Here is a 22,024-nt window from a genome sequence, read left to right as displayed (position 1 = left end):
ATCCCCGAACCGCGGCCGGAACCGTCTCCGCGCCTGCCGGATCAACCCGGTCGTGGAGCAGTCGCATTGGCAGGGGGGGTGATCACTGAGCGCCTACTCGCCGCATCACGGCAAGCGCTTGCAGAAGACGTTCGGGAGCTATCAGACGGCGGACCGTCGCTGGTCCTGCTCAAGCGAAGGGCGCCAGGGAACGAATAGCCCTGCCAAGGACGTTTGCTCCAACGGCGAGTAGCGCTGTATAGGCTATGGGGATGGTAGGCGAGCTCCCCGGAACACCCGGGAATATGAAGTCATCGGCAGAGGCATTGGCACTCCTTGAGAAGGCACTGCGCACTATGGAGGTGTATCACTTTCCCTGGCCTCAGGACGTGGACTCTGGAATCGATCTCGTCGGTTTCGCGACACTTACGAGGGAAGACGGTGATAAGCGCGGAGCCGCGACAGCCTTCGTTGCTGGATTTCAGTCAAAGGGGACTGATGATTACTTCACCGATAATCAGGCTCGGTCAGTTCAAATCGAGCAACACGAGGAATACTGGAAAAGCGCCACGCTCCCCGTTTTTGTCGCAAGAATTAGCAACGATGGCGCCGCGTTGCTTGTTGAAGACGCCCTGTCGTCACTTCATGGGTTGGCGCTGATAGCACCCTACGAAGACCGGATTAAGAGTATCCCAACGACGGTGACGATTCAGTCCGCTGCCACCGACATCCGACTGCGCATGTTTGCGCATGCCTTGGCGCCCTGGATTTCACAGCGATTGCGGGCTCGGACACTTGCCCACGAAGACGAATTCCGAGGGTTGAATCGGCAATCCGCGTGGTCACTGCTTGACTATACGGCCGGACGGTACTCCGCATTACCCGTCCCAGGTTCTTGGGCAGATGTCCAGCAGTATTTCACGCTCGTGGACTACATGTATGCCGATTGGACTTTCAGGCAACAGCTATTCCAAGACCTCAAAAACCGTGTGAGTGCAGGGCCGGACGACCAGGAGTACGGGTGGGACGACCAGGAGTACGGGTGGGACGACGAGCCCTTGCTGGTCGGTGCGAAGCGGTCGGCGAACTCATTACGGACAGGTGCTTTTAGATTGCTCGGCGGAATGATCGAGCTGCTACTCAGGTTCGAGTCTCGTCTCTCTACGCTGACCGCAGAGCCCATGCCGGGCCAACAGTCGCTAAAGGCCTATAGGGCTCGGCTCGCCGCCTACCGCGAAGAAGATTCGAAGGAAAACTTGCATGCCTTAAAGAAAGCAGAAGAGGCGCACGAGCGGCCAAAGGAAGCTCTCGCGCGGAAGGATGTAGAAGAGGCCGTCAGGGTGATCACCGAAGTGTGGGAAGGGGCGGCAACCGCCCTCGGATACACCCAAAATGAACTAGCAGCCGCAGCCAGTCTGTACGGTGGTAACTTCAGTCCCAGCAGCCAAACGTTCTACGAAATTCTGAGCCGTACTGACGACGTTCAGACTGCGCTTCAAGGGGCGTTGTACACATGGGCCGCGAAGTCGTTTTACGTGCGGCACTGGGACTCAGCTGCCCGCGCTGTAGACGAGCTTCCACCATCGATGCGGTAGCCAGCCAACGTTAGTCAAGTCCAATGCCAGGACCAGAGCCCAGCTATTTCCCGCGGATTTCGAGCGGCTCGATCCGAAGCGGCGGTTCACCAGGCCAGACAAGCACGCCGTTTCCCAGCCGCGAGTTCTCCATGTTGAGCACATCCACCCGGGTGACGCCCCCGCTAGGGCGCGCCAGTTCGAAAATTTGTCGCTGATGCCAGCGACCGCAAAAAACGTGCGGAACTGGGGACTGACTGCCCCCAGGTTTTGTAGACTCCTTGCCCGGCTACTACAAGTACCGGAAGAGGCCGCTGTCACCGACCCGGATGCGCCGGCAATGGCTGACCGGGATCATCAGGGAGGTGCACACGGCCAGCCGCGGCACCTACGGGTCCCGCCGGATCCACGCCGAACTGACACGGGGCATGGGCCTGCAAGTCAGCGAGCACCTGGCCGCGGAGCTGATGAGCGTGGCCGGAATCGCCGGGCTGCCTGGCCCGGCCAAGGTCAAACGCCTGTGCGGCATCGCCACCAGCGACGATCTCGTGCACCGTAAATTCCACAGGCTGTCGCCGAACGAGCTCTGGGTCATGGACATCACCGAGCATCCGACGAGGGAGGGCAAGGTTTACTGCTGTGCCGTGATGGACACCTTCAGCCGCAGGATCGTTGGGTGGTCGATCGACCGCAGCCAGGACTCTGCCTTGATCGTCACGCCCTGGACATGGCCATTAGAAACCGCCGACCCGTCCCGGGCGGCATCGTCCATGCCGACACCGCGTCCAGTTCAAGTCCTGGGCCTTAACCAACAGGATCCGCTCAGCCGGCCTGATGCCCTCGTTCGGGACGATTGGGGACGGGTATGACAACCCAATGATGGAGTCCTTCTGGTCCAGCGTGCAGATCGAGCTCTTGAACAGGAACCGCTGGAAGACCCGGACGGACCTGGCCAACGCGATCTTCGACTACATCGAGATTTTCTACAACCGCCAGCGCCGCCATTCCGGGCTCGACTACCGCACCACGATCGGGCACGAGCTGCACTGCCAGAACCCATCCCAAACAGCCTGAGGCTCATTCTTCACGGGGTAACCAATCCCTAGGGCAGGTCACCGAGTCAACAAAAGCCGGGGCAGTCCCATGCCCAGCAGGCCCCCGAACACAGCCACGCCGATAAATAGGCCGCTCATAGTGGTGGCCGGGTTATTGAAAGCGAACCAAGTTCCGAAAGATGTTCCGATGAAGCTGACAGGCGGGCCGCCGAGAATAAGGCAGATACCGGCTACGTAAATCCCTGCTGCGCGTTTGTACTGCATGGTTCCCCCCAATGGTTGACCCGATGATCGTAGATTGCAGGGAACCATGAATGCGCCAAGGCGTTACGGAGGCTGCACCTCGTCCGGGAAGCCTCCGGCCGCGATCCTCTCGGCTGTGATTCTGTAGGCGTCGGCAATGTAACGCTCAAGATCGAGGGCAGCGACGCGCCAGAGCCCGCGCCCGCCGATCTGGATAGCGCGCAAGTCCCCCGCCTTTAGCAGAGCGCGGATCTGGTTGGGGCTCACATTGAGTTCTTCCGCGGCCTGCTCAATGGTCAGGAAGCGGTGCTTCTTCGGTTCATCGGTCACCGCACCATCCTATGTTCGGGCCCGCCTTCCCAAGGGTATGAACGATGGCGAAAGGGCGAGAGGAGCTGGCGTGCGACGCTTCGCCAGGGCCGCGCTGCTTTCCCCTAGTCTTAGGACGGAATCAAACCGCGCAGGTTCTCTGGCCGGTGCGACCCGTCAAAATTCAACCCAAGGGGGAAGTTGTGAAGGGAAGACTCGGGATACTTAGGGATTCTGCCGTAGTTGCCGAACTGAAACGTGCCGCCGACCTAAGGGCGATTCTGGACCGCAATGACTGAACGGAGACGCAGCGCACCTGACTCGGAGTGGGTGCAGATGTACCGGCAGGGCATTCCGACTTCGAAGATCGCCGCCGCGGCCCGTGTTGCGGAAACTACCGTTCGGTATCACCTCCAGATTGCTGCGAGGGCCGACCTGGGCATCCGAGAAGCGCACAAAGCGGCACTGGCGCCGCCAGCCCCGCGGATATCCGAGGCAGGCCTGCGGAACCTCGCCGACGTCATCACCTTCCATGAAGCCCAGGGCCGGCTGCCGGTCAGCCATGGAAAGACACCTCGAGAGCGTGCGCTGGCGGCATGGTTGGCAAACCGCCGCCGGCAGTCCGCCGAGGGGAGCCTCTCCCCCACGTATCGGGATGCCTTGGCGGTGATTCCCGGCTGGGACAAGCCCTCAAGCCGTAAAGCCGAGGATGAGTCGCGGTGGCAACACCGGCTGGAGGAGATCCAGAGAGTCAGGACTGCGGGCGGTGACTGGCCGCGGCACCAGAAGACGGACGATCCCCACGAACGCACGTTGGGTGTGTGGCTGCATGGGCAGCGCACTGACTACCGTTCTGGAAGAATGGATGCGGCCAAGGAGGATCAGCTGAACAACCTCCTGCCAGGGTGGCGGGAAGGCAGAGGTCACCGAGGCGGCCGACGCAAGTAGCTTGCCTTGTCGAAACGGAGCAGTTCAAGACCTCCGGCGAAATCGCTCCGGTCGGTGCAGGTCCCTGCGAAGCAGACGTTACTGGCCCAGAGACCGTCGCAAACCGCGCCACCTAAGCGCGACAACTGCCAGCGCTCGCTACAGCCCGCCGGCGCCCTTCCACTCGTCAGGCTTCACCCGCTTGATACTGGACGAATGTGCCCACCCAACATGGTATTTGCTGGATGAGTCGAGCCACTCAATCAAGCCATAGTTGCGGGTCCATCCCACAGCCTTGCCATAGATTCCGCTCACGTACACCAAGGGCCGGCCATACTTCGGGAACTCCCTGATGGGAGCCGGATCATCAATCGGACGGCTCTCTTCCGCATGGATCCGGGCAAACATGCGCTCGGAGTCCTCAGGAGTACCTCGCTTGATCACGGGTTAAATATAGAACATATATTCGAATACCTTTGACTGCGAGCTCGGAATCAGACAACCGCGGTCAGGTGCCGCGCCGCCTACGGGCCATGCTCAGCTGAAGGGTCGCAGAGGAGTTGACTGCCGGCGGACAGCAACTTCCCCGCGAAGTCCGTCGCACACCCACACTCGACATTGGTGTGCGACAGGTTGTGCGACACCAAGTGCGACAGGAGTTTTTGTTGATATTTGAGCATATTTAAACAAAGTGTCGCACTGTAGCACTGAAAAAAGAACCTACTTTAAAGACGCCTATTCATTAGCCGTCCCCAAAGAAAACTTTCAAACGTGTGCGACAGTGCGACAAGGTGCTGTTTTCGTTGATAACTCGAGGGAAACCATGTCGCACAGACCCTAAATTCGCTAGTGCGACATGCCTCCCACTCCCCTCCGCCCGAGCAATCAAGCATTCGCATCTCCGATCTTCGAGGGGTAACTGTGGCGTAACACTAAACATTTGAATTGCCGCCGGTGTCCGCGATTTGCCTATCAAAGATGATCAAGGTGATGATATGGTTTTGTTACTTGGAATTCCCAAGTGCGCAACTGAACATCAGGTCACGCTCGTCGGTAGGCGGCGTGGCTGAAGAAAAGTGCAGGCCCTTAGGGGCCAGGCTAACGCCGTCGGCAGGCGTGTTAGCTGGAGAACATAGTGCAGACGCCCCGTTTCCTAGGGGGCGTCACGTCACGATCGCTGGCAGGCGTCGTGACGGGAAGATCGTGCGGGTCCTCGCGGCCAGGTGCAGACGTCGGCAGACTCGTGCACTTTTAAACAACAATGCAGACGTTCCCTTTTAGGTCGACGTCACGTCACGATCGCCAGCAGGCTTCTTGACGGGAATCATGCAGGCCCCTCATGGGTCAGGTGCAGGCGCCGGCAGGCCCGAGCACCAAGATCGCGCAGATGGCTTCTCGTTGTGCTCCCATCTTCATCTTGGAGCATCAAATGCCTGCCGTTACCCGTCTCGACCTTGGCGCCGCTGCTGTATGCAGCGGCCGCAGCGTCATCACCCTCCGCCGTTACATCAAGGCCGGCCGTCTACCCGCCGTCAAGGATGGACGCAAGATCTACGTCACCAGGCCGGATCTTGACGCCGCTGTCACACCCATTCCCATAGTCGCTTCTGACAGCGATCTGAAGAGTTGGGCGCGCCGCATGGCCGCCGCTGCCCCGCCTTTTAGGCCTGAGCAGAGGGACATCATCGTCTCGACATTCACTACAGCTCTCGGACGTGCATAGCCGTGATCGCAAAAGAAAACCGCCCCGTCAGTGACGAGGCGGCTCAAATAGCGTTTGGCGGCGCTGACGACAATTCTAGCAGCTTGCTACTTACTTTTGATGAGATTCTCGTCGAAAGTGCCAACTACACTGCCAAAAGCGTAGGCAATATCCGACTAGATAAGCTCGGTTCAGTATGTGTGCAGAAAACAGAGGAAGTACTTAATAAGCAAAACGCGGCCCGCAAGGTAGCCGGAATGAAATCGCTGCATTCATTCCAGACTCTGCAGCCGATACAAGCCGCCATTCTGCTGGAGTCGGCTTTTTCCATCCGCGATGTGACTCCCGGCGGCACATCAGCAGATGATGGGCTCGGTCTGCTCTCGTTTTACCAGGACGAGGGTGATCACACTGGCATTTACCGACGCTCCGATCTCAGTCTCCTGGATCAGCTGGCGGGAAAACTCCGCCCGACCGGTGATCGGAATTGGCACAAGGAAGTCGAACTGGCATTGCGTCGCCGGGTGCCAAAAGAACCTGAGCTGGTAAACCCTGATGAGCTGCCATTGAACGACTGCTGGTACAACTACCGCACTGGCCAGCGGACCCCATTTGGTCCTGAGCGAGTGACCCTGTCGAAGTTTGCAACACGTCTGCCCTCAGTAGGACCTCCGGTGCCGGAAATCGTGAACCAGGACGGTACCGTTTGGAACGCTTGGGATTGGTTTTGCGAAGTGATCCCAGACGAGGGAACACGCACGTTGGTCCTGCAGGTCATCGGTATGTGCCTGCGCCCTGCCGTTGACTGGCGAGTCCTCGTGTACTTCATCGGGGACGGCTTGAACGGTAAGGGCACGATCCTTGAGTTGATTCGAGCGATCGTTGGATCGCACCTGGTGACCAGTATCCCGCCGAGCAAGTTTGCGGATCAGTTCTCCCTCAGCTCGGCAGTCGGCAAGCGTCTGAATCTCGTGGATGAAGATGACGTGGGCAAATTCATCGAGAATGCCGCTGTACTCAAGCAGGTGATCTCGAGAGACCCCATCTTGCTTGATCGCAAACACAAGGATCCAATATCGGTGCAGTTGATCATGAGCACCATTGCGAGCCTGAACGAGTTCCCGAAGCACAAGGACAAGACGGAGGCTATGTACGACCGCCAGATGTTCATCGAATTTCCCGAGCGGTTTGCGGGGATGAAGAAGAATCCTGCCATCAAGAACGATTACGTCAAACGTGCAGAAGTGCGGGAGTGGTTCGCGTACATGGCACTCCTGGAGCTGCCGGCCTATACGAAGCTCAGTGAGCCGGAGAGTGTCGCGAAGGCGAAAGCGGAGTTTCGTGCGGACTCAGACAAGGTTGTGGCCTTCTGGGAAGAATACGGAGACGGCTTTGAACGGGACTTCCTCCCCTTCGAGATGCTGTATCAGCTCTTCGTGGCACACGAGAAGCGGGTGAATCCGAAGGGTTCGGTCGAAGCGATGAGGGTGTTCACCGGACGCCTGAAAAAGCTCGTCGATCCGGGCGATTGGATAGTACCGGTCGGCGGCAACGGCAAAGACAAGGAACTGGGCATCGCCCAGTGGATTGTTGGCCCCGAACCGGCGCTCGCCGAGTTCGACTATCTGCTCGATGTAGGGAACTGGGATTGGGACCCATACGGCGACAACGGAATTGGTGGCGGCACGCCATGGATGAAGAAGAAGCGGAAGGCGCGCGGCTTTGTCCGCCGCTCAGCCTGGGAGGCGCACGATGCCGCCGGGACTACTCCGTACCTGGCACGCCATCCGTGAATGAATCGAACGTGCACACGATAACCAGCAGCGAAGAAGGAGATCACACGATGACCATGCCAGATGGGGCTTACCGGGCCGGATGAGTCTTCGAGAGGCGCCCTTCCGGCCCAGTCAGCGAGGGCATGCCGACACTGTCCTAAATTGAGGTAGTACGTCATCTACCGGACGGCGGGCCAGAGATAGGGCCCGCCGTCCGCAGGTCATCCTCTTAGGCAAGAGCGGCACCTACCTCGACCGCCGCGGTTCAAGTATTGCTCGCGAACGAGCCGTTCTTGAGCGGTTTGCACAGAATCGTTCCTCCCTTCGAGCGTGAACCAAGCCGGGGTGACATAGGTGGCCGAAAAGAATGGCGAAGCTCTTTTAACAAGGAGACTTAAATGTTAAGCTCTCTCCTGTTACCTAACTAAGGGACAAGAATTCTCCCCAACTGCCGACAGAGCCATGACTTTGTCGTGAATCCTCATTTGTAGGCGGAGAAGAAACTAGCAGCGTAGGCGGCGCGGCGAGTAGAAGTCATCCGAAGATGTCGATTGGGGATCGAGTGCGCCCTAATCGCATCGGCAAAGAGTTGGGGATATCTGTGCGGAAAAAAGGTACGGTCATGACTAGCACCATTTTTATGGTGCTGGCTCTCAGTTTTTCGGGTCCCGCGGTTGCCGGGGCCGCACCAGACAGCGGGAAGATTGCGCTTCCCAATGAAGATCAGACGCAAAGCATTTCGAAGCCAGTTCTGGACAAATTCGCGTCAGCCAAACCTTGGACTGCGGAGAGAATGAAGAAGGCGATTCTTGCGGATGAGCCGGAAGCCTCCGCGGCCGTTCCGCTTAGTCTCGCCGAAGCCCAGGATAACGTTAGCAAGGACAAGGAAAAGAAGGCTACCAAGGCGACGGAACCAGTTGCTCCACTGAACAATCCTGATCAACCAGGTCTTCTCGCTGCGACGGCTGTCCCTTCCACGGCAGGTAAGTTGTTCTATTACAATCCGTACGATGGGAGGGACTATGTATGCTCCGGTTCGGTAATCAATAGCAACCATAAGAATCTCGTCATTACCGCAGCCCATTGCGTCCATGGGGGTCCAGGATCAGGCTTTTTCAAGGAGTTTGCCTTCGCTCCCGCCTATTTCAACGGCCCCAACAGCTATTACGGCGTTTGGCACTACGAAATGGCGCGTACATTCAATTCATGGATCAACAGTAGTGACTGGTCACACGACCAAGCATTTGTGTCCTTCCAGCCACGGAACGGACAAGAGCTTGTTAACGTGACCGGCGGCAACGGACTTGTGACGGGTAACTCACGCACACAGAGCAACACGCGCATTTGGGGGTGGCCCGCCGGGGCGCCCTATACCGGAGAGGTTCCGTACTACTGTGATGGCACTTCTGAAGCCTTTGCTTTCAGCAGCACTGATTCGGCTCTCTACTGCGATATGACTGGCGGGGCCAGTGGCGGACCTTGGTTGAAAGACATCATCAACTACAACCTGGGTTACGTCTACGCAGTGACATCCCGCAGGATGCCGGTTGGCAGGCCACTTTTGCTTGCAACACCTAACTCAAGCGACGTGCTGAGCATGTTCAACCTGATGTACTAGTTCATATCGAAGGAGGTCGAGACCATGACTTTCGCGCACCTCGGCACGGACAAGCGGCGTAGGGCCGCAGGACTGATTCTGGCTGCAATTCTTGCAGCGCTCCTCACGGTTGGCGTGATTATCCAGAGGGCAAGTCAGGCACCCGGAGGGAGTGGCGATTCCACCGTCACAACACCCGGCGTCGAGGAGAGCTCAACCTGGTCACCGGATCGAATGAAGAGTGCAACCCCTCAACCCATGCCCGGCGTCCCCTAATAGTGGGGAATGCCCCGGTGGGCGTACATTTGCGGCTATGCAACAAATCCGCTGATGTACGCCCACCGCGGCGTTCAACCCAATCTGCGCATTAAGCACGCCCGGCCATTCGACGTGTGGATCGCCCGCCAGCACAACAGACAGCGGGTCCTCAAGTGCGGCAGGACCACTCACGCTATACGAAGTTGCATCTGGGCTCGAGATCAGCGTCAGCAGTCGGTAGGCCCCGGCTCCATCACCGCTGGGACCTCAACCGGGCAGTACGCCCGGACGAGCGGCGGCAGCTTCATCTTCGACAGTCGCTTCACCGTCGAGGACGTCGTGCGGCCCAACTGCTCATCGAGTGTGACCTTCAAACGAGCTGCAAGGATCTCACGCCGCAGCGTGTCAAACACCTGCTCCTTGCTCCTCGGGTCGTACTTTCTCCGGCTGGTCATGGATTTCCTCCTTGCTGCTCCCATTCTCGCTGGAGGCTGACTAATCGTCTATTGCTGAAGCCACACAGCAACGGCAGGGCTTCCTCGTGACTTCACAATTGGTGCATGACGCGTAATATCCTCAAATTTGGACAGGCCCATCAATAGCTTTCGAATCTCGTCCTAAGTCAGCCAACCGAGACTCATTCGAAGATCTATTGTTCAGCGGAGCGCTCCTGTACATATGTGCGTAAAAGGTTGATTTACGAGCGCAATTCGGACGATAGTGGCCCAGAATTGACACGACCGATTGCAGTTGCTCTGGCGACCACGAGACTGGTCCCTGGCGTTTCCTGGGACTACCTTGGCGTCATGAGCACGCTGACCGCGACGGCAACCACTGTCATTTACCGCGCATACCGCCTCACACTTGATCCGTCACCGCAGCAGGCCGAACAGTTTTCCCAGTGGGCGGGCGCCGCGCGATATATGTACAACTATGCGATTGCAGCGAAACGCAGTAGCCACCGGCTCTGGCTCCAAGAGGTAGCTTTTGCGACGTACGAGCAGGCGCTCACCGAAGAGCAAGCTCGCAGGGACATCAAGATCCCCATCCCGTCAACGCCTGACTTCAATGCTTGGCTCACCACGATTCGGAATACCCACCGGGACACGGCCGGCAATGGGTCCCTACTGCCTGGTCGTGACGGCCGGGAACATGAGCCTTGGATTCACGCGGTGAATCGGAGTGCGCTTGTCGGTGGGATGAGACAGGCAGACGAGGCTTGGAAGAACTGGATCGCTTCCATTCAGCAAGCCCATGCTGGCCGGCGAGTCGGGTACCCGCGCTTCAAGAAGCGGGGTGTTGCCCGAGACTCTTTCACGATCACGCATGACCGGAAGTCACCAGGGATCCGGTTGACGACAACTCGGCGACTAAGGATCCCGACTTTCGGCGAAGTCCGTATCCATGACCATGCAAGACGCCTTCAGAGGAAGATTCGCGCCGGCTCCGTTGAGGTCACTTCCGTTACGGTCAATCGTCGCGGCCATCGTTGGTATGCCAGTCTCACCGTGGAAGAAACAATTCCGATGCCCCGGCTGTCGAACCGAAAGAGGGCTGCCGGAATCGTTGGTGTTGATCTAGGAGTGAAGGTTACCGCTGCCCTCTCAAACGGGGACCTGATTACCAACCCGCGTATCAAAGCCTTACATGCAAAAAAGCTTGCACGCCTACAAACGGCACGTGCCAGATCAAAGAAAGGATCCCGCAACCGGGCGCAGCTCGTCGGAAAGATCGGCCGGCTAGCCCATCTCGAAGTACGCCAAAGAGAAGGTCACGCCCATGACCTGACGAACCACCTCGTCAATACGTGGGCGATCATTGGAATCGAAGACCTCCACGTCGCGGGTATGACACGGTCATCCCGCGGGACAGTGGATTTGCCAGGCAAAAATGTTCGCGCCAAAGCCGGACTCAACCGCTCAATACTCGACGTGGCCCCCGCCGGGATCCGTCGCCTTCTCGCCTATAAGTCGTTCTGGGGCGGATCCCAGCTGATAGTCATCAATCAGTGGGCGCCAACAAGCAAAACGTGTTCAACCTGCGGCGCAGTGAAAGCCAAACTTGCACTTGCGGAACGAACATTCGAATGTCAGGACTGTGGTTTCGTACTCGATAGGGATGTCAACGCGGCCCGCAACATCGCCGCTTTAGCAGCCGTCGCCCCCAGCACGGAGGAGACGCAAAACGCCCGCCGAGCCGCCCGTGCAAACCCGTATCTGGTACGGACGAGCACCGGGTGGCAATGAAACGGGAAGGCCACAAAGGGGTCATCTTCGCTCAGTGATGAGCGGACGTTCCACGCATGTCCGGATGGGTGTACGGACTTATCTCGGTGCGGGCCGAACGGCTCTACCGCTCCAACCAGGAGAGGAACATCACTCACTTGGACTCGCCTCCAGGCAAGGCGGGGAATGGCTAAACGGAAACCTCATCGGGGATGGGGCAGCGCTTGCCCGCTTAGATTCCGGTTCGGCTCGCAGACGCTGTGGTTAGAGTGGACAATCCCGGGTTTTGTGAAGAACCGCGTTCAGTCGTCGAGAAACTCGCGAATGTGAGTGGTGTAGGAAACCATAAAGTCCGGACCGGATGCGCCGGTGATTTCTGCCGCGCACGCAAAGGGCCGGCCGAAACTGAACGCTGCACGGTGGGCGTAGAGCTCAGGGGTGGACGAGCCATCGGTGGCCGAGGCGATGACGTGCCGCAAGTAGTTTTCCTGGTTTAGGAGAATCGTCACCGTAACGTTGCCGGCCCTGTCCATCAAATCTTCAGCCTGCCGAGAATCAAGAGGCAGTCGAGCATTAGCCGCAGCAATGCCGTAGGCACCACCGCGGTAGGTACCAGGGGCCTTGATGGTTTTTGTCATGCTGTGATCTTTCCGGCTGGAGTCTCATTGGATTGTCAAGATCAGTCATCCACATTCAACCAGATGTGAATCACGATTAACAGGTGTGTCGGCTAACCTCCCAGCGAGCTCTTCGCGACCAGCTCTAGTGACCAACGAGGCGACGCCGTCACGTCGCACGGGGTTTATCCCTAGGTGCTCGGCTCTTCCCATAAATGAGTGCGGTCACAGGCTCCAGTTCGGTAGCTGGAAGGTGGAGTCCTCCTCGTCAGGAGCTCCAGCAGAATCCAGGTCGTCATCGTCGTCGCCGCGCGAGTCGACTTCTTCACGTTCGGCCCATCGAACGCTGATCGGGTTGAGGTGCTCGGCGAGTGCCTGGAGGACTTCCCACGGGGTCTCCTCCGGCAACAGATATTCGAGTGCGTCCTCAGTCTCATAGGCTGTAGCGCACCCCGCCCACATGTACCCATCTTCACTGTCGTACGGGATTCCAGCATTGTCTGGCGTTAGGAAGGTTATGTGGAACTCTTCGAGGATTGCGTCCATGTTTGCGCCGACCTCTGGGATGGTGTCTGCGGCCCATTGGTAGGTCATGTCGCGAGCGTCGTAGTACGGCGCTCCGATGGTGAATTTCTCGTGAAAGAGCGGTTCAACGCCGTCGAGGCCTATGAGAAGGACTACGTCTTCAAGGTCAAATCTCAGGCCACCAACGACTCGCCATTCGCGTTCCCAGTCGAAGGTGTAGCTCTTGCCCGGATTCCGCTGATCGACAAAGGGTGTGATGGCCCAGATGGGGTTGTCCCAGTCGCGATTCTCGAAGGCCGTCTCTTTGAGGCCGTGGATAGCCTGATAGGGCGCTTTGTCGATGTCGAGGTACCAAACGCGCTGGCCGCCCTGCTTGAGCACAAAATCCCGTCTGAAGGCGATACCCCAGGACTTACGGCGGTCTCTTAGGCGGTCAAGTTCTGACAGGGGCATCTCAGTGAAGCAGGCAGCTTTGTGTTTGTCTTCGACCATATGGAGGCCGCGGCCGAGACCAAAGGGCTTTCGAGCCTCGATGCGGCCGGAGGTGATGATGCTTGCCAGCGCCTGAGGTGTCGTAGTCATGTGGACTAGGTAGTCGCTGAGGTCGCGCGTTCCGATGTTGTTGTGTGCCCAGCAGGTGTTCTGGTATTTCTGAACTCACGGAGCTCCTCTTGTTGCATCAACGTCGCTGACAGCCTAGCGCTTGGTCACACCCGTTGAGGAGCCACTTCTCCGTAACGCATTTACCGAAATCATTTCTGAAAAGCTCCGTCGGCAGCCTGCAGTGGATTTATGTCTTGGTCGAATCATCGTGTTCGTTCCTGACGTCAGAATTTAGGTCACCTGGCTGGGTCGCTGATTGAGTCTTCATTACCGGGTCCACGACGACGAACAAGGCGGTTTTCGGCTGTCGACGCACACTCGCGACCTATCCATCTTTCTTGGGAACAGAGGGCCCGGGTTCACGGTGGCGGCCACCGAGACCGATGAGAATCTGACTGATAGCAGGGATGTGGAACCACAGGTGAGTCCGCCGTGGACGACCCTGATAGATCAGGAGACAATGAATCCACGAAGGAGGCCGACCATGACTAAAGGTACCCACTCCAAAGTCTCGGCTCGAGAGGCTCAGGCGATGAAGATCCGCCGCGGTATCCGTGCCGCGCAGCTCCGCGTCGCCCTGGACAAAGAACGCGGCCGCGTAACTCCGGAAGCTGTGGTCCGCCTGTCGAACCTGAAGCTCCCCGAGGTCACCGCGGTGAAAGTGCAGCGGCACATGGCTGCGCAATAACTTTGGCTCGACCAGAAGGAAGCCCCGCCCGGTTAACTCGGTTGGGGCTTCCTTCTCTTGTTGGTCCTTCCCGGTCCTTAGTTGGGATCCACCTCGAGGGTTCCAACTCTCAGCCGTCAGATGGGTAGGCGTCGATGCTGTACTCCCCCACGCCATATTGCTTCAGATCTTCCTCGTATCCGCGGCGCTCAATCATCACGCGGTCAGCCTGGCGGTGGTCTTCGGCGAAGATCACCAGATCGTAGTGGAACCCCTGCAGTCCATCAGCCATTAGCCGATCTTCCTGTCCCGGACGACAGGGCCGCGAGGCGTCTGCACTGGCTTTGCTGCTTTGCTCAGAGACGCCTGGGACAACGTCACGGGAGGCTCTGTCCGAGGGCCGCGACAGCGGTCATCGGGAACTGGTGCCACTCGCGAAGCGATGGCTCCAGGGGCACCCCAACGACGCGCAGCGTTGGTGGGGCAAGAGAGCGCCAGCGAACGCAGTGGGGGCCCGGAGCGCAGCGGAGGGTGAGGGAGCGCAGCGGAGGGTGAGGGAGCGCAGCGACCGAAGGGATGTCGGCTGTGCCGACCACCGAGCGTAGCGAGGTGCCATCCCCCCTTATGCCCTTTCTCTTGTTCCCTCGCATCTGTAGCTTTAGCGGAAGATCGGGGGGATTTCTGTTGACATGTCGCAGGAAAGTAGCGCCTACCACTTGATTCCTACCCACCCATTTATGGTTCCTACTCGTAGGGGGTGGGTTGGAAGTGGCGCTGCTTTACTGGGGTTGAAGGCTTTTGAGTTCCTACCGGGTCTTTAGGTGCATGGCACCCGGTAGGAACTCGGAAAGTAGTGTCCACTCTGTTGTTTCCACCCACCCCTATTAGCTGTCCACTCGTGGACACTGGGTGGAAACTGGCGCTACTTTTCGCGGGTTGAAGGCTGTTGAGTGTCCACCGGGATTTATGGTGCATGGCACCCGGTGGACACGTGTTTTGAGCCGCTCATCGCAGGAAAGTAGTTTCCACCACATCCTTTCAACCAGACCATTTATGGCTTCCACTGGTGGAAGGGAGGGTTGAAGTGGAGCTACTTTACGGCGGTTGAAGGCTGATGGCTTTCCACCGGGTTTTTAGGTGCGTGGCACCCGGTGGAAAGCGTGCTGCCACGCAGCGCTAGGGGGTCCCGACGAAGGAGTGGACACCGGGTTTGGGCCTTCACCTGATTCTGATGTCAACAGGACACTGTGACGCAGGAGCAGTGGTCCCATACGAGGTGCCGCTGGGGTGATGGCTGAGGAACGAAGACGGCGCCACAGTGGTGGCGAGGGGGCTGCGCAGCAGTCCTACCCACGTTTGCGACACTGGTGGTTCACCGGCCCGCAGGGGTCGCTGCACACGCCCTCATGGCGCTGCTTCGGAGGTTGCTCCATGGTCGCTTCAGCGGTCGCGACGTCGTCGCTGCACAGCTTCCTCGCAGGACATCGGATCCTGTTTCAGACACTGCTCCATGAAGAGCCGCGAGCACTCCCCAGGGCTGCCCAGTGTCGCCGGCGGCAGCTCCAATACAGTTCGCCAGGAGGCCGCGGCGGTCCCGTCGACTTTGTGCCACAGCTTGTGGCGCAATTGCTCACAGCGGACGCCAAAGGGCTGGAGCGACACTGCTGCACGGCCTTCTCCGGGCGCATCAGGTCTTGCGTCTGCCTCTCCCCTATCGGGCTCTGACGGAGGTTCACAGCCCCGGATAAGCGCTGCATGCCAGGGGCGGGTGAGTCCCGTCTGCGCAGCGTCCTCAGCATGCCATCGGACACCGCATCGCAGGGCTTAGTAGACAACCTTATATTCCATTCAGCGCGTCCTCGGAGTGGGTGGTTGGCGGCTGTCATCTGACTGGACGTCCATCCTGTTTGGCCCCGTCCTACACCCCTTCATTCTTCGCCCGCCAGGGGATCCGGGGACACTTTGCTGCACGGTTGGTCACGAGGGGGAAAAGACGTCTGGAACACTCCTTGCAGGCTCCTTTCCCCTCGAGGGCAACCGGACTCCGGAGTCCCTGGCGGGCAGTGGGGCAATGCGTCCAAGTGCATCGCCAACCGCCCCCTCCCCCGGCTCTTTTGGCACCGTGCATCCACCCCTGCATGGCACTCGCCAGAGTGCCGGTGAGAAAAAAATTGCAGCCCGAAAGCTGCAAGCTTGCGCCCATGTGTGACCAGATATTGACCAGAGATGTCCAGCACTGGCCCGTGAAGTACACAAAATGATCCAGCACAGCAGAGGATTATCTGGATTCTGGCTGCACTCGGGCTCTGCTTCTGTGGCTGGCTGTTTTCTGGTCACAAAAAGCCCAGCTTCTGCCCATGATCCGCCCATAGCTGACCGGAGCGCTGCGACATGGCCACAACCGGCCCGTTCTTGGTCGCTAATCACCTAGCTTTGGGCCAAAAGTGGGTTTGGTTATGCATCGGTGTCCAGACGTAGCCAAAAGTGGCCACGATCAGCCCAACGACATGGGACGTAGTCTGCGCCCTCGCTGCGTGCGGACGAGCGTTGACGATCCTGCTCTGAGGGAACAGCGATAATAGTCACTGTTGGACTGGATAGGATCAAAGAAAGGTACGGTCAACATGGGGGTCAGCAAGCGGCACCACACGGTTCCAAAGTTCTATTTGAATGGCTTCGGATTTAAGGAAAGTGCGGACAGCACGCCGCAAGTAGGTGCGGCTGGTCGGGATGGAAAGCGCTTGGTTATCCCCACCACTCATGCGACTGTCCGGACGAACTTTTACGCTTTGTCCGGTCATCCTGACGGAGCCGACGTCTTTGAGAAGGACCTGTCGAGGTTGGAAGCTGAGGCGTCTTCTGTCATCAAGAAGGCGGTCGAGGGCCTTTGGCCGCTGTCCCCTGAAGACCGGGAGATCCTCGGGACCTTCCTCGCGTTTCAGTTCCTTCGGGGGCCGGACACCCGAACCTCTATGGACCAGATCCAAGGAACAGTGCTGTCCAAGGTGATCGCCCACATGGGCGCGGACGGTGTTCGAGATACGCTGAGCAAGGCGGCCAAAGAGTTTGATGACGACGTGGTGGATCGGCTGGTGCAGCAGGCTGCTCAGCCGGATGGGATAACCATGAAAACCACTTCGGTGGGCCATGTCCAACACATACTCGGACTGGTTCCGGGACTCATGCCCTACTTCATGGGGCGCCCCTGGGCTCTTATCAGGTTCGATTCGGAGAAGTTGCTGACGTGCGACACCCCGGTTGCACTTGTACCTGACCCGGACCTAAAGGACGTGTTTGCCGGTGTGGGGCTTTGGACAGCTTGGGGAATCACCATTCCTCTGACCAGAGAAGTTGGTCTGCTTTTGGCGAGCCCGATACCCCTGCTTCAGGAGGCCGCCGCCTCCAGCAGATCAAAGGAAGAGCTTAGGAACGAGATCCTCAGCGGCGGACATGACCACGAGCAGGCCGGCTCAACCGAGTGGGCGCATCTCTTCAATGGCCACACGATCGCCAACGCCCGCAACTGGCTCTTTCACCATCCTGAAGATGCCGATCTGGTTCCCAAGGACCTCCCCGGCCCCCGCGACCAGGAAGTTGAGTCTGAAGTCATCACGGGCTAGTAGTTGGCTGGCGCCCTCAGTCAGCAGAATTCGTAGACTCTGCTCACTTCATTGGAACCAACCATGATCGGATCCTCTCCGTACATGCCACGGCTCAAGGTCACCACGTAATAGAGGTTTCGTAGCGAGGATGGCCCATAGATTGCCATTACTGTGCCCTCGCCGCGCGGCTCTTGTTGACCGACTTCAGCGAGCAACGTCCTCCCTTCGTGCGTGTAGTCGAGTCGTTGGATTCGTGCTGCCGGCACCGCTTCGCCGTGGAGGTTCTTGGCAGCGCCTGCATAAATGATTTCCGCTGCTTCTTCATCCGGGGCACCAGGAATGAAGAAGGGACGTGGTGTGAAGGTCCTGCTGAGCAAGTACTCGTCGTTGTCTGTCATGGCGAAACCATAAGACGAGGAGAACGGCGGGTGTGGGATGACAGCTTCGTTCACCTGCGGCCTGTCCCGCGGCGTCCGCCGAGTCCCTGGTCCTTCCCGTGCCGCCACAGGATCACGTCCATGATCCGCAGCTCAGAGAGTGGCCGTTCCACCTCTGAGAGCCGGTGAATTTCCGCGAGGCGCTCGGGCAGGCCGGTGCCGTCGGTCAGGAGCCGGTGCCAGTTCATCCACTGGTCATCAGAGCTGTCCGCTCCGATGACCAGGCCAATGACCTCATCCCAGATGGGGATGAGGTGGGGCCGTTTCCTGGCCATGATCTTGCTTGCGGTTGTGGCGCCGATTCCCCAGCGGTTGTTCTTTTTCCTGCGGAGTTCTTTCCACAGCAGGGCGGCAGGACCCCGGCCGGTGAGCAGGGCTGCTGCTTTTTCGCCGCTGAGGCTGCTCAGAGGCACATCGGTGGGGATCTGCTTCAGCAACTCTGTGATGCGCGCTGCTGTTTCCGGTTCAGCGAGCCCCACCATGGCTTTTGCCGGGACGGTGACGCTGAGCATGGACACTGCCACGGCGTCACTGTCCGTGATGACGTCTCTGTTTGCTGTGTCTCCGCGGCCCGTCCATTCATCGAAGTGGCTTCCAGTGCTGAGAAGCCCCTTCTTGTCGGGTTCGTGGTAGTAACGATGCAGCAGCCTGGCGGCCGCCTTCACGTTCTGGTCGCTCAAGATGTCGGGTAGATCCACGGTGCCCTTTCGGTTCTTCTATGCGCACTGCTGACGTACGCTGTGTCAGTTCGTTGACGGCGGGCGTCCAGAAAAAATTGCGTGGGGGAAGCTCTGTTTCGCAGGGCCCCGCTCAGGAGCAGACACCCATCCATGCTCGATGATCGGGGCGCGATGAGTTGTCTGAATTTGGATGGATCTACGTCAGGTCAATCAGTAATAAGGTCGAAAATGTCGTCCACCTCGACACCCCGAACCAAGTCCAGGGCAAGCGAATAACCGTCCCATGAGTTCTTGGTCTTCACATCCACCAAGGCATTGATGACCTGATTTTCCAGCGCGCCGGGGTCTTCCATCTCAATGCGCGTGCCCTCCGCATTCAGAATGACCCCTGCGTAAAGACACGGGGCGTCCGTCTCCACGTCGTTGACGTGTATGTGGGCATGTGTGGCGCCCGGTACTGCTTCACGTAGTGCGGCCGCGATCCTCGGAACCAGTTCGTCTCGCAATTTGATATCGAAATCCGGATTTGTCCAGGGCATGTCCCCACCCATCACTAGCCTCACGGGTTCGTCCGCCCCCGTACCAGCACCCTACCGCGACTCGGGACCGGCCGTTTATCTTTGTGCAGCAGCACGATTAGCATCAGAGACCAGAGGGAAGATCATGGAATCCGAATTGGACGCTGGGGACATGGAAATGACCTCGAAGGAGGCCGCGGCTTACCTGAGCGGCCCGGTCGGTTTCGAGGTGAGCGCGAAGTTCCTCCGCAACCTCCGTTACGTCAGCCGGGGTCCCGTCGTTGAAAAACGAGGCTCCCGCCTGGTCTATCGGAAGTCCACCCTGGACGCCTTCCTCCGTGAGAACGGCACTGACCCCACAGTCTGGTACGCGGGCATGTGGCGGGAGGTGGCTGGCCAGCTGCGCGTCATATCTGAATCCACCGGAGACGACGGGTTCAACTCGCTGATCGAGACCTTGGAAAAGCGCGACCCGCGCGATGACTGGGACCCTGACCAGGCGTAGTAAGCAGTCTCAGGCCTGCAACGGCTCGTCGCAGCCCTTGCAGGCCTTCCGGGTACCAACGCTGGTCTCCTCGATGACCAGCAGCCTCTTGGGGTTCTCATTCCAAACATTGCCCACTGAGTTGCACCAGGCCGGGTGGAAGACCTTTCCCGAACTGACCGCGTAGACCTGGCCGGGACCGACCTTGGGTGATCCATCGCTGCGGCGTGAAGCCGGCTCGACAGAGCGCAGCTCCCCCAGCTCTTTGGACTCCTGCTTGGCTTTGGCTGCCGCCTTCCAGGTACGGCGCTGCCGTGTTGCCATCAGGACTTCCCGCTGTCGATGATCTGGGAGACAGCGGCTGGGCAGAGTTGGCAGTCATCCAAGGCAGAAAGGTCCATGGGAGAAAGTTACACCAGCCGCTCCAGGGGCTTTCAAACTCATCCCACCCTGATCCTGCACCACGAGGCACCCCCGATTTATAGGGAGCAGCCGAATGAGTTGTTACGGGTGCAGCATTCTGTCGGTGCCTGTGGCTAGTGTGAGTCAAATGCCCGCGGGCAGTAAGGGGGGCTCATGCCGCTGGTGGCGTTTCTCGACGGGGAACGAATCGAATCCTACTTAGCCACAGATGAGCACTGGGATCTGATGAAGAGCGTGTACAAGAGCCGGTCTTTGCTCATGCGGTGCGGGGTGCCTGGAATCCCGCGCACGTCCAGGCGCGGCCTCAAGCATTTTGCCCACAAGGCCGGTGTGCGGTGCGGCCTCACCGATTGTTGGAACGAGTCACCTCAACATCGCATGATCAAAACTCTGATCGCGCAAGCCGCAAGAGATGCGGGCTGGCAGGTGAGTGTGGAATGCAGCGCAGAAGGTCGGGCGTGGACGGCGGATGTCCTGGCAGAGAGCAATGGCAGGCGCCTGGCGTTGGAGGTCCAGTGGTCGCGCCAGTTCGCCGGTGAGTTTAGGCGCAGACAGGAGCGCTATGCCGCTGACGGCGTTGAGTGCTTCTGGTACGTCCACCGGCGAAACAGGGATGAGGCCAGGCGTTCCGGCGTGCCCCATGTCGTGTTCGAGGGCGACGATGCTCCGTTTGATGTTCTGGCGGAGAAAGCGTTCCAGCAGGCAGCGGCGGTTGGTCTTCACGCACACGTTACTGCTCTCCTGCTGGGGCTGTATCTTGACCGGGTTCAGGCGCGGATAACCTCGGTGACGATTCAGCATCTGACCGACAGCTGCTGGGCCTGCAAACGGCCATCCACAATTTGGAGGATAAGCGCTGCGTCCCTCCGGTCCCGTTGCCAGGAGACAACTGAGGCCACTCGGACAGACTTTCCTGTATGGCCCACCGAACGCATCGAGACTCTGATTGCGGGCGACGTCGCAGCAATTCCGGGCAAAGGCAGTATTCCGCCACTGGCTCCGTTGCGGATGCACCACTCGAAGAAGGCAGGGAAAACCTACTTGGCCTACGGGTGCGCTCATTGCAGGACCGGCTTTTTCGGTGACGCCTTCCTGGAGCTGGAGACCCGTTGGAAGTCCGTGACCATACCGGTGACAGCGCGCATTCCCCTCGCTGATGGCATTCTCACACAGGTCCATCTGTGCGCGGACAACGGCTTCGGACCATGCAGCCAGGACCCGTCAGAGAGCCAGCAGCCGACGTTTGACGGGTACATTCCTGGCCAGCATCAGCGCCGCCAGCTGACGCGGACAGACGCAGTAGACGTTGCGCTGGTGGGAACGGAGATTTCTGCAAGAGACGCCGTGGTCATCATGACCGGGCACCGGTATCCGGACCACCGGGAACCGACGTCCAGTTCCTGGTCATCAACGCGCAAGAAGGAAAAGCCGCAAGAAGCCGACATCGCCTCCTGCGATTGGTGCGGCAGAGAACCCCATCGTCAGTACGAGTGCCTTTGGCGCCGGCTCAGGGCGAAAGCAAACGCAAGCCCCGACTACCGGCATTACTCGGATGGCGTTTACGAGGGCATCTCCAAGGGAAGAACCCCTGAAGACGAGGGCACAGCGATGATGAAGAGGCTTCTTGAACGGTGCGTACCGATTCCGCGCGCCTAATGTGGAGCTATTCAGCATCGATAGAGCGGCAGGCAGCGTGACGAACAGGTCCACAGTCATATGGAATAGGCACGCGTACCAAGCCGGAACCCTGCTTAGCCGGCATCACCTTCCCCACGTCCTTCAGCATCGGCAAGACATCAGATACGAAGGCATTGTTGGCTCCCT

General features: G+C 58.9%; 20 protein-coding genes and 1 pseudogene. 11 read left to right on the top strand and 10 right to left on the bottom strand.

From position 1 onward, the window contains the following. Window positions 1-251 precede the first annotated feature (251 nt). Together NG696_RS01230 and NG696_RS01225 are read left to right on the top strand one after the other, a co-directional pair. On the top strand, window positions 252-1,574 hold the full coding sequence (locus tag NG696_RS01230) for a DUF4365 domain-containing protein (RefSeq protein WP_252573609.1): 1,323 nt from the start codon (window positions 252-254) through the stop codon (window positions 1,572-1,574). A gap of 257 nt (window positions 1,575-1,831) precedes the next feature. After that, window positions 1,832-2,627 (top strand): annotated as a pseudogene (locus tag NG696_RS01225) (IS3 family transposase); the annotation flags it as partial. Between the two features lie 308 nt (window positions 2,628-2,935). Here NG696_RS01225 and NG696_RS01220 read toward each other — a convergent pair. Continuing rightward, window positions 2,936-3,181 carry a helix-turn-helix domain-containing protein gene (locus NG696_RS01220; RefSeq protein ID WP_252573608.1) on the bottom strand — a complete coding sequence of 82 codons (246 nt, stop codon included), beginning with the start codon at window positions 3,179-3,181 and terminating at the stop codon, window positions 2,936-2,938. A 270-nt stretch (window positions 3,182-3,451) separates the two neighbouring features. Here NG696_RS01220 and NG696_RS01215 point away from each other — a divergent pair, with 270 nt between their 5' ends. Further along, window positions 3,452-4,108 carry a helicase associated domain-containing protein gene (locus NG696_RS01215; RefSeq protein WP_252573607.1) on the top strand — a complete coding sequence of 219 codons (657 nt, stop codon included), beginning with the start codon at window positions 3,452-3,454 and terminating at the stop codon, window positions 4,106-4,108. Between the two features lie 138 nt (window positions 4,109-4,246). Here the strand turns inward: NG696_RS01215 and NG696_RS01210 are convergent, their stop codons facing one another. Beyond that, window positions 4,247-4,495 carry a hypothetical protein gene (locus NG696_RS01210; RefSeq protein ID WP_252573606.1) on the bottom strand — a complete coding sequence of 83 codons (249 nt, stop codon included), beginning with the start codon at window positions 4,493-4,495 and terminating at the stop codon, window positions 4,247-4,249. A 1,021-nt stretch (window positions 4,496-5,516) separates the two neighbouring features. Between NG696_RS01210 and NG696_RS01205 the strand changes: the two genes are divergently transcribed. The 3 genes from NG696_RS01205 to NG696_RS01195 all read left to right on the top strand — a co-directional run bounded on the left by NG696_RS01205 (window position 5,517) and on the right by NG696_RS01195 (window position 9,182). After that, a complete protein-coding gene (locus NG696_RS01205; RefSeq protein WP_252573605.1) occupies window positions 5,517-5,810 on the top strand; it encodes a helix-turn-helix domain-containing protein in 294 nt (97 codons plus the stop codon). Between the two features lie 2 nt (window positions 5,811-5,812). Next, entirely contained in the window at window positions 5,813-7,582 is a 1,770-nt protein-coding gene (locus NG696_RS01200) for a DNA primase family protein (RefSeq protein WP_252573604.1), read from the top strand. A 604-nt stretch (window positions 7,583-8,186) separates the two neighbouring features. Continuing rightward, window positions 8,187-9,182, top strand: a complete 996-nt coding sequence (locus NG696_RS01195; protein ID WP_252573603.1) for a trypsin-like serine peptidase — start codon at window positions 8,187-8,189, stop codon at window positions 9,180-9,182. Window positions 9,183-9,646: 464 nt separating this feature from the next. On the opposite strand, the gene NG696_RS01190 is transcribed toward NG696_RS01195, so the two are convergent. After that, the gene (locus NG696_RS01190) at window positions 9,647-9,874 is read right to left on the bottom strand and encodes a hypothetical protein (protein WP_252573602.1); all 228 of its coding nucleotides are present in this window, start codon (window positions 9,872-9,874) and stop codon (window positions 9,647-9,649) included. 351 nt (window positions 9,875-10,225) lie between these two features. Between NG696_RS01190 and NG696_RS01185 the strand changes: the two genes are divergently transcribed. Next, on the top strand, window positions 10,226-11,665 hold the full coding sequence (locus tag NG696_RS01185; protein WP_252573601.1) for an RNA-guided endonuclease InsQ/TnpB family protein: 1,440 nt from the start codon (window positions 10,226-10,228) through the stop codon (window positions 11,663-11,665). A gap of 281 nt (window positions 11,666-11,946) precedes the next feature. Here NG696_RS01185 and NG696_RS01180 read toward each other — a convergent pair whose 3' ends face one another. Together NG696_RS01180 and NG696_RS01175 are read right to left on the bottom strand one after the other, a co-directional pair. Beyond that, complete coding sequence (locus NG696_RS01180; RefSeq protein ID WP_252573600.1) at window positions 11,947-12,282, bottom strand: hypothetical protein; 336 nt, start codon at window positions 12,280-12,282, stop codon at window positions 11,947-11,949. Between the two features lie 204 nt (window positions 12,283-12,486). Beyond that, a complete protein-coding gene (locus tag NG696_RS01175) occupies window positions 12,487-13,368 on the bottom strand; it encodes a hypothetical protein (protein ID WP_252573599.1) in 882 nt (293 codons plus the stop codon). Between the two features lie 505 nt (window positions 13,369-13,873). Here NG696_RS01175 and NG696_RS01170 point away from each other — a divergent pair. Further along, window positions 13,874-14,077, top strand: coding sequence for a hypothetical protein (locus NG696_RS01170; protein WP_252573598.1), 204 nt, complete (start codon window positions 13,874-13,876; stop codon window positions 14,075-14,077). Between the two features lie 109 nt (window positions 14,078-14,186). Here the strand turns inward: NG696_RS01170 and NG696_RS01165 are convergent, their stop codons facing one another. After that, on the bottom strand, window positions 14,187-14,348 hold the full coding sequence (locus NG696_RS01165; protein WP_252573597.1) for a hypothetical protein: 162 nt from the start codon (window positions 14,346-14,348) through the stop codon (window positions 14,187-14,189). Between the two features lie 2,332 nt (window positions 14,349-16,680). On the opposite strand from NG696_RS01165, the gene NG696_RS01160 reads away from it, so the two are divergent. Then, window positions 16,681-17,676 (top strand): DUF4238 domain-containing protein, encoded by a 996-nt coding sequence (locus tag NG696_RS01160; protein WP_252573596.1) that lies wholly within the window; start codon window positions 16,681-16,683, stop codon window positions 17,674-17,676. Window positions 17,677-17,696: 20 nt separating this feature from the next. Here the strand turns inward: NG696_RS01160 and NG696_RS01155 are convergent, their stop codons facing one another. The 3 genes from NG696_RS01155 to NG696_RS01145 all read right to left on the bottom strand — a co-directional run bounded on the left by NG696_RS01155 (window position 17,697) and on the right by NG696_RS01145 (window position 19,314). Beyond that, window positions 17,697-18,056: a hypothetical protein gene (locus NG696_RS01155; RefSeq protein ID WP_252573595.1), complete on the bottom strand. Its 360-nt coding sequence runs from the start codon at window positions 18,054-18,056 to the stop codon at window positions 17,697-17,699. A 50-nt stretch (window positions 18,057-18,106) separates the two neighbouring features. Continuing rightward, the gene (locus NG696_RS01150; RefSeq protein WP_252573594.1) at window positions 18,107-18,775 is read right to left on the bottom strand and encodes a DUF6308 family protein; all 669 of its coding nucleotides are present in this window, start codon (window positions 18,773-18,775) and stop codon (window positions 18,107-18,109) included. 206 nt (window positions 18,776-18,981) lie between these two features. Beyond that, complete coding sequence (locus NG696_RS01145) at window positions 18,982-19,314, bottom strand: hypothetical protein (protein ID WP_252573593.1); 333 nt, start codon at window positions 19,312-19,314, stop codon at window positions 18,982-18,984. Window positions 19,315-19,438: 124 nt separating this feature from the next. Between NG696_RS01145 and NG696_RS01140 the strand changes: the two genes are divergently transcribed. Further along, window positions 19,439-19,798 carry a helix-turn-helix domain-containing protein gene (locus NG696_RS01140; RefSeq protein WP_252573592.1) on the top strand — a complete coding sequence of 120 codons (360 nt, stop codon included), beginning with the start codon at window positions 19,439-19,441 and terminating at the stop codon, window positions 19,796-19,798. A gap of 9 nt (window positions 19,799-19,807) precedes the next feature. Here the strand turns inward: NG696_RS01140 and NG696_RS01135 are convergent, their stop codons facing one another. Further along, a complete protein-coding gene (locus tag NG696_RS01135) occupies window positions 19,808-20,101 on the bottom strand; it encodes a hypothetical protein (RefSeq protein WP_252573591.1) in 294 nt (97 codons plus the stop codon). Between the two features lie 252 nt (window positions 20,102-20,353). Between NG696_RS01135 and NG696_RS01130 the strand changes: the two genes are divergently transcribed. After that, window positions 20,354-21,856, top strand: a complete 1,503-nt coding sequence (locus NG696_RS01130; protein WP_252573590.1) for a competence protein CoiA — start codon at window positions 20,354-20,356, stop codon at window positions 21,854-21,856. Window positions 21,857-22,024 lie beyond the last annotated feature (168 nt).

This window comes from Pseudarthrobacter cellobiosi (genome assembly GCF_023913755.1).
Lineage (GTDB): Bacteria > Actinomycetota > Actinomycetes > Actinomycetales > Micrococcaceae > Arthrobacter > Arthrobacter cellobiosi.
The sequence above is the reverse complement of the archived record's forward strand: the minus strand, read 5'-3'. Positions and strand labels throughout refer to the sequence as shown.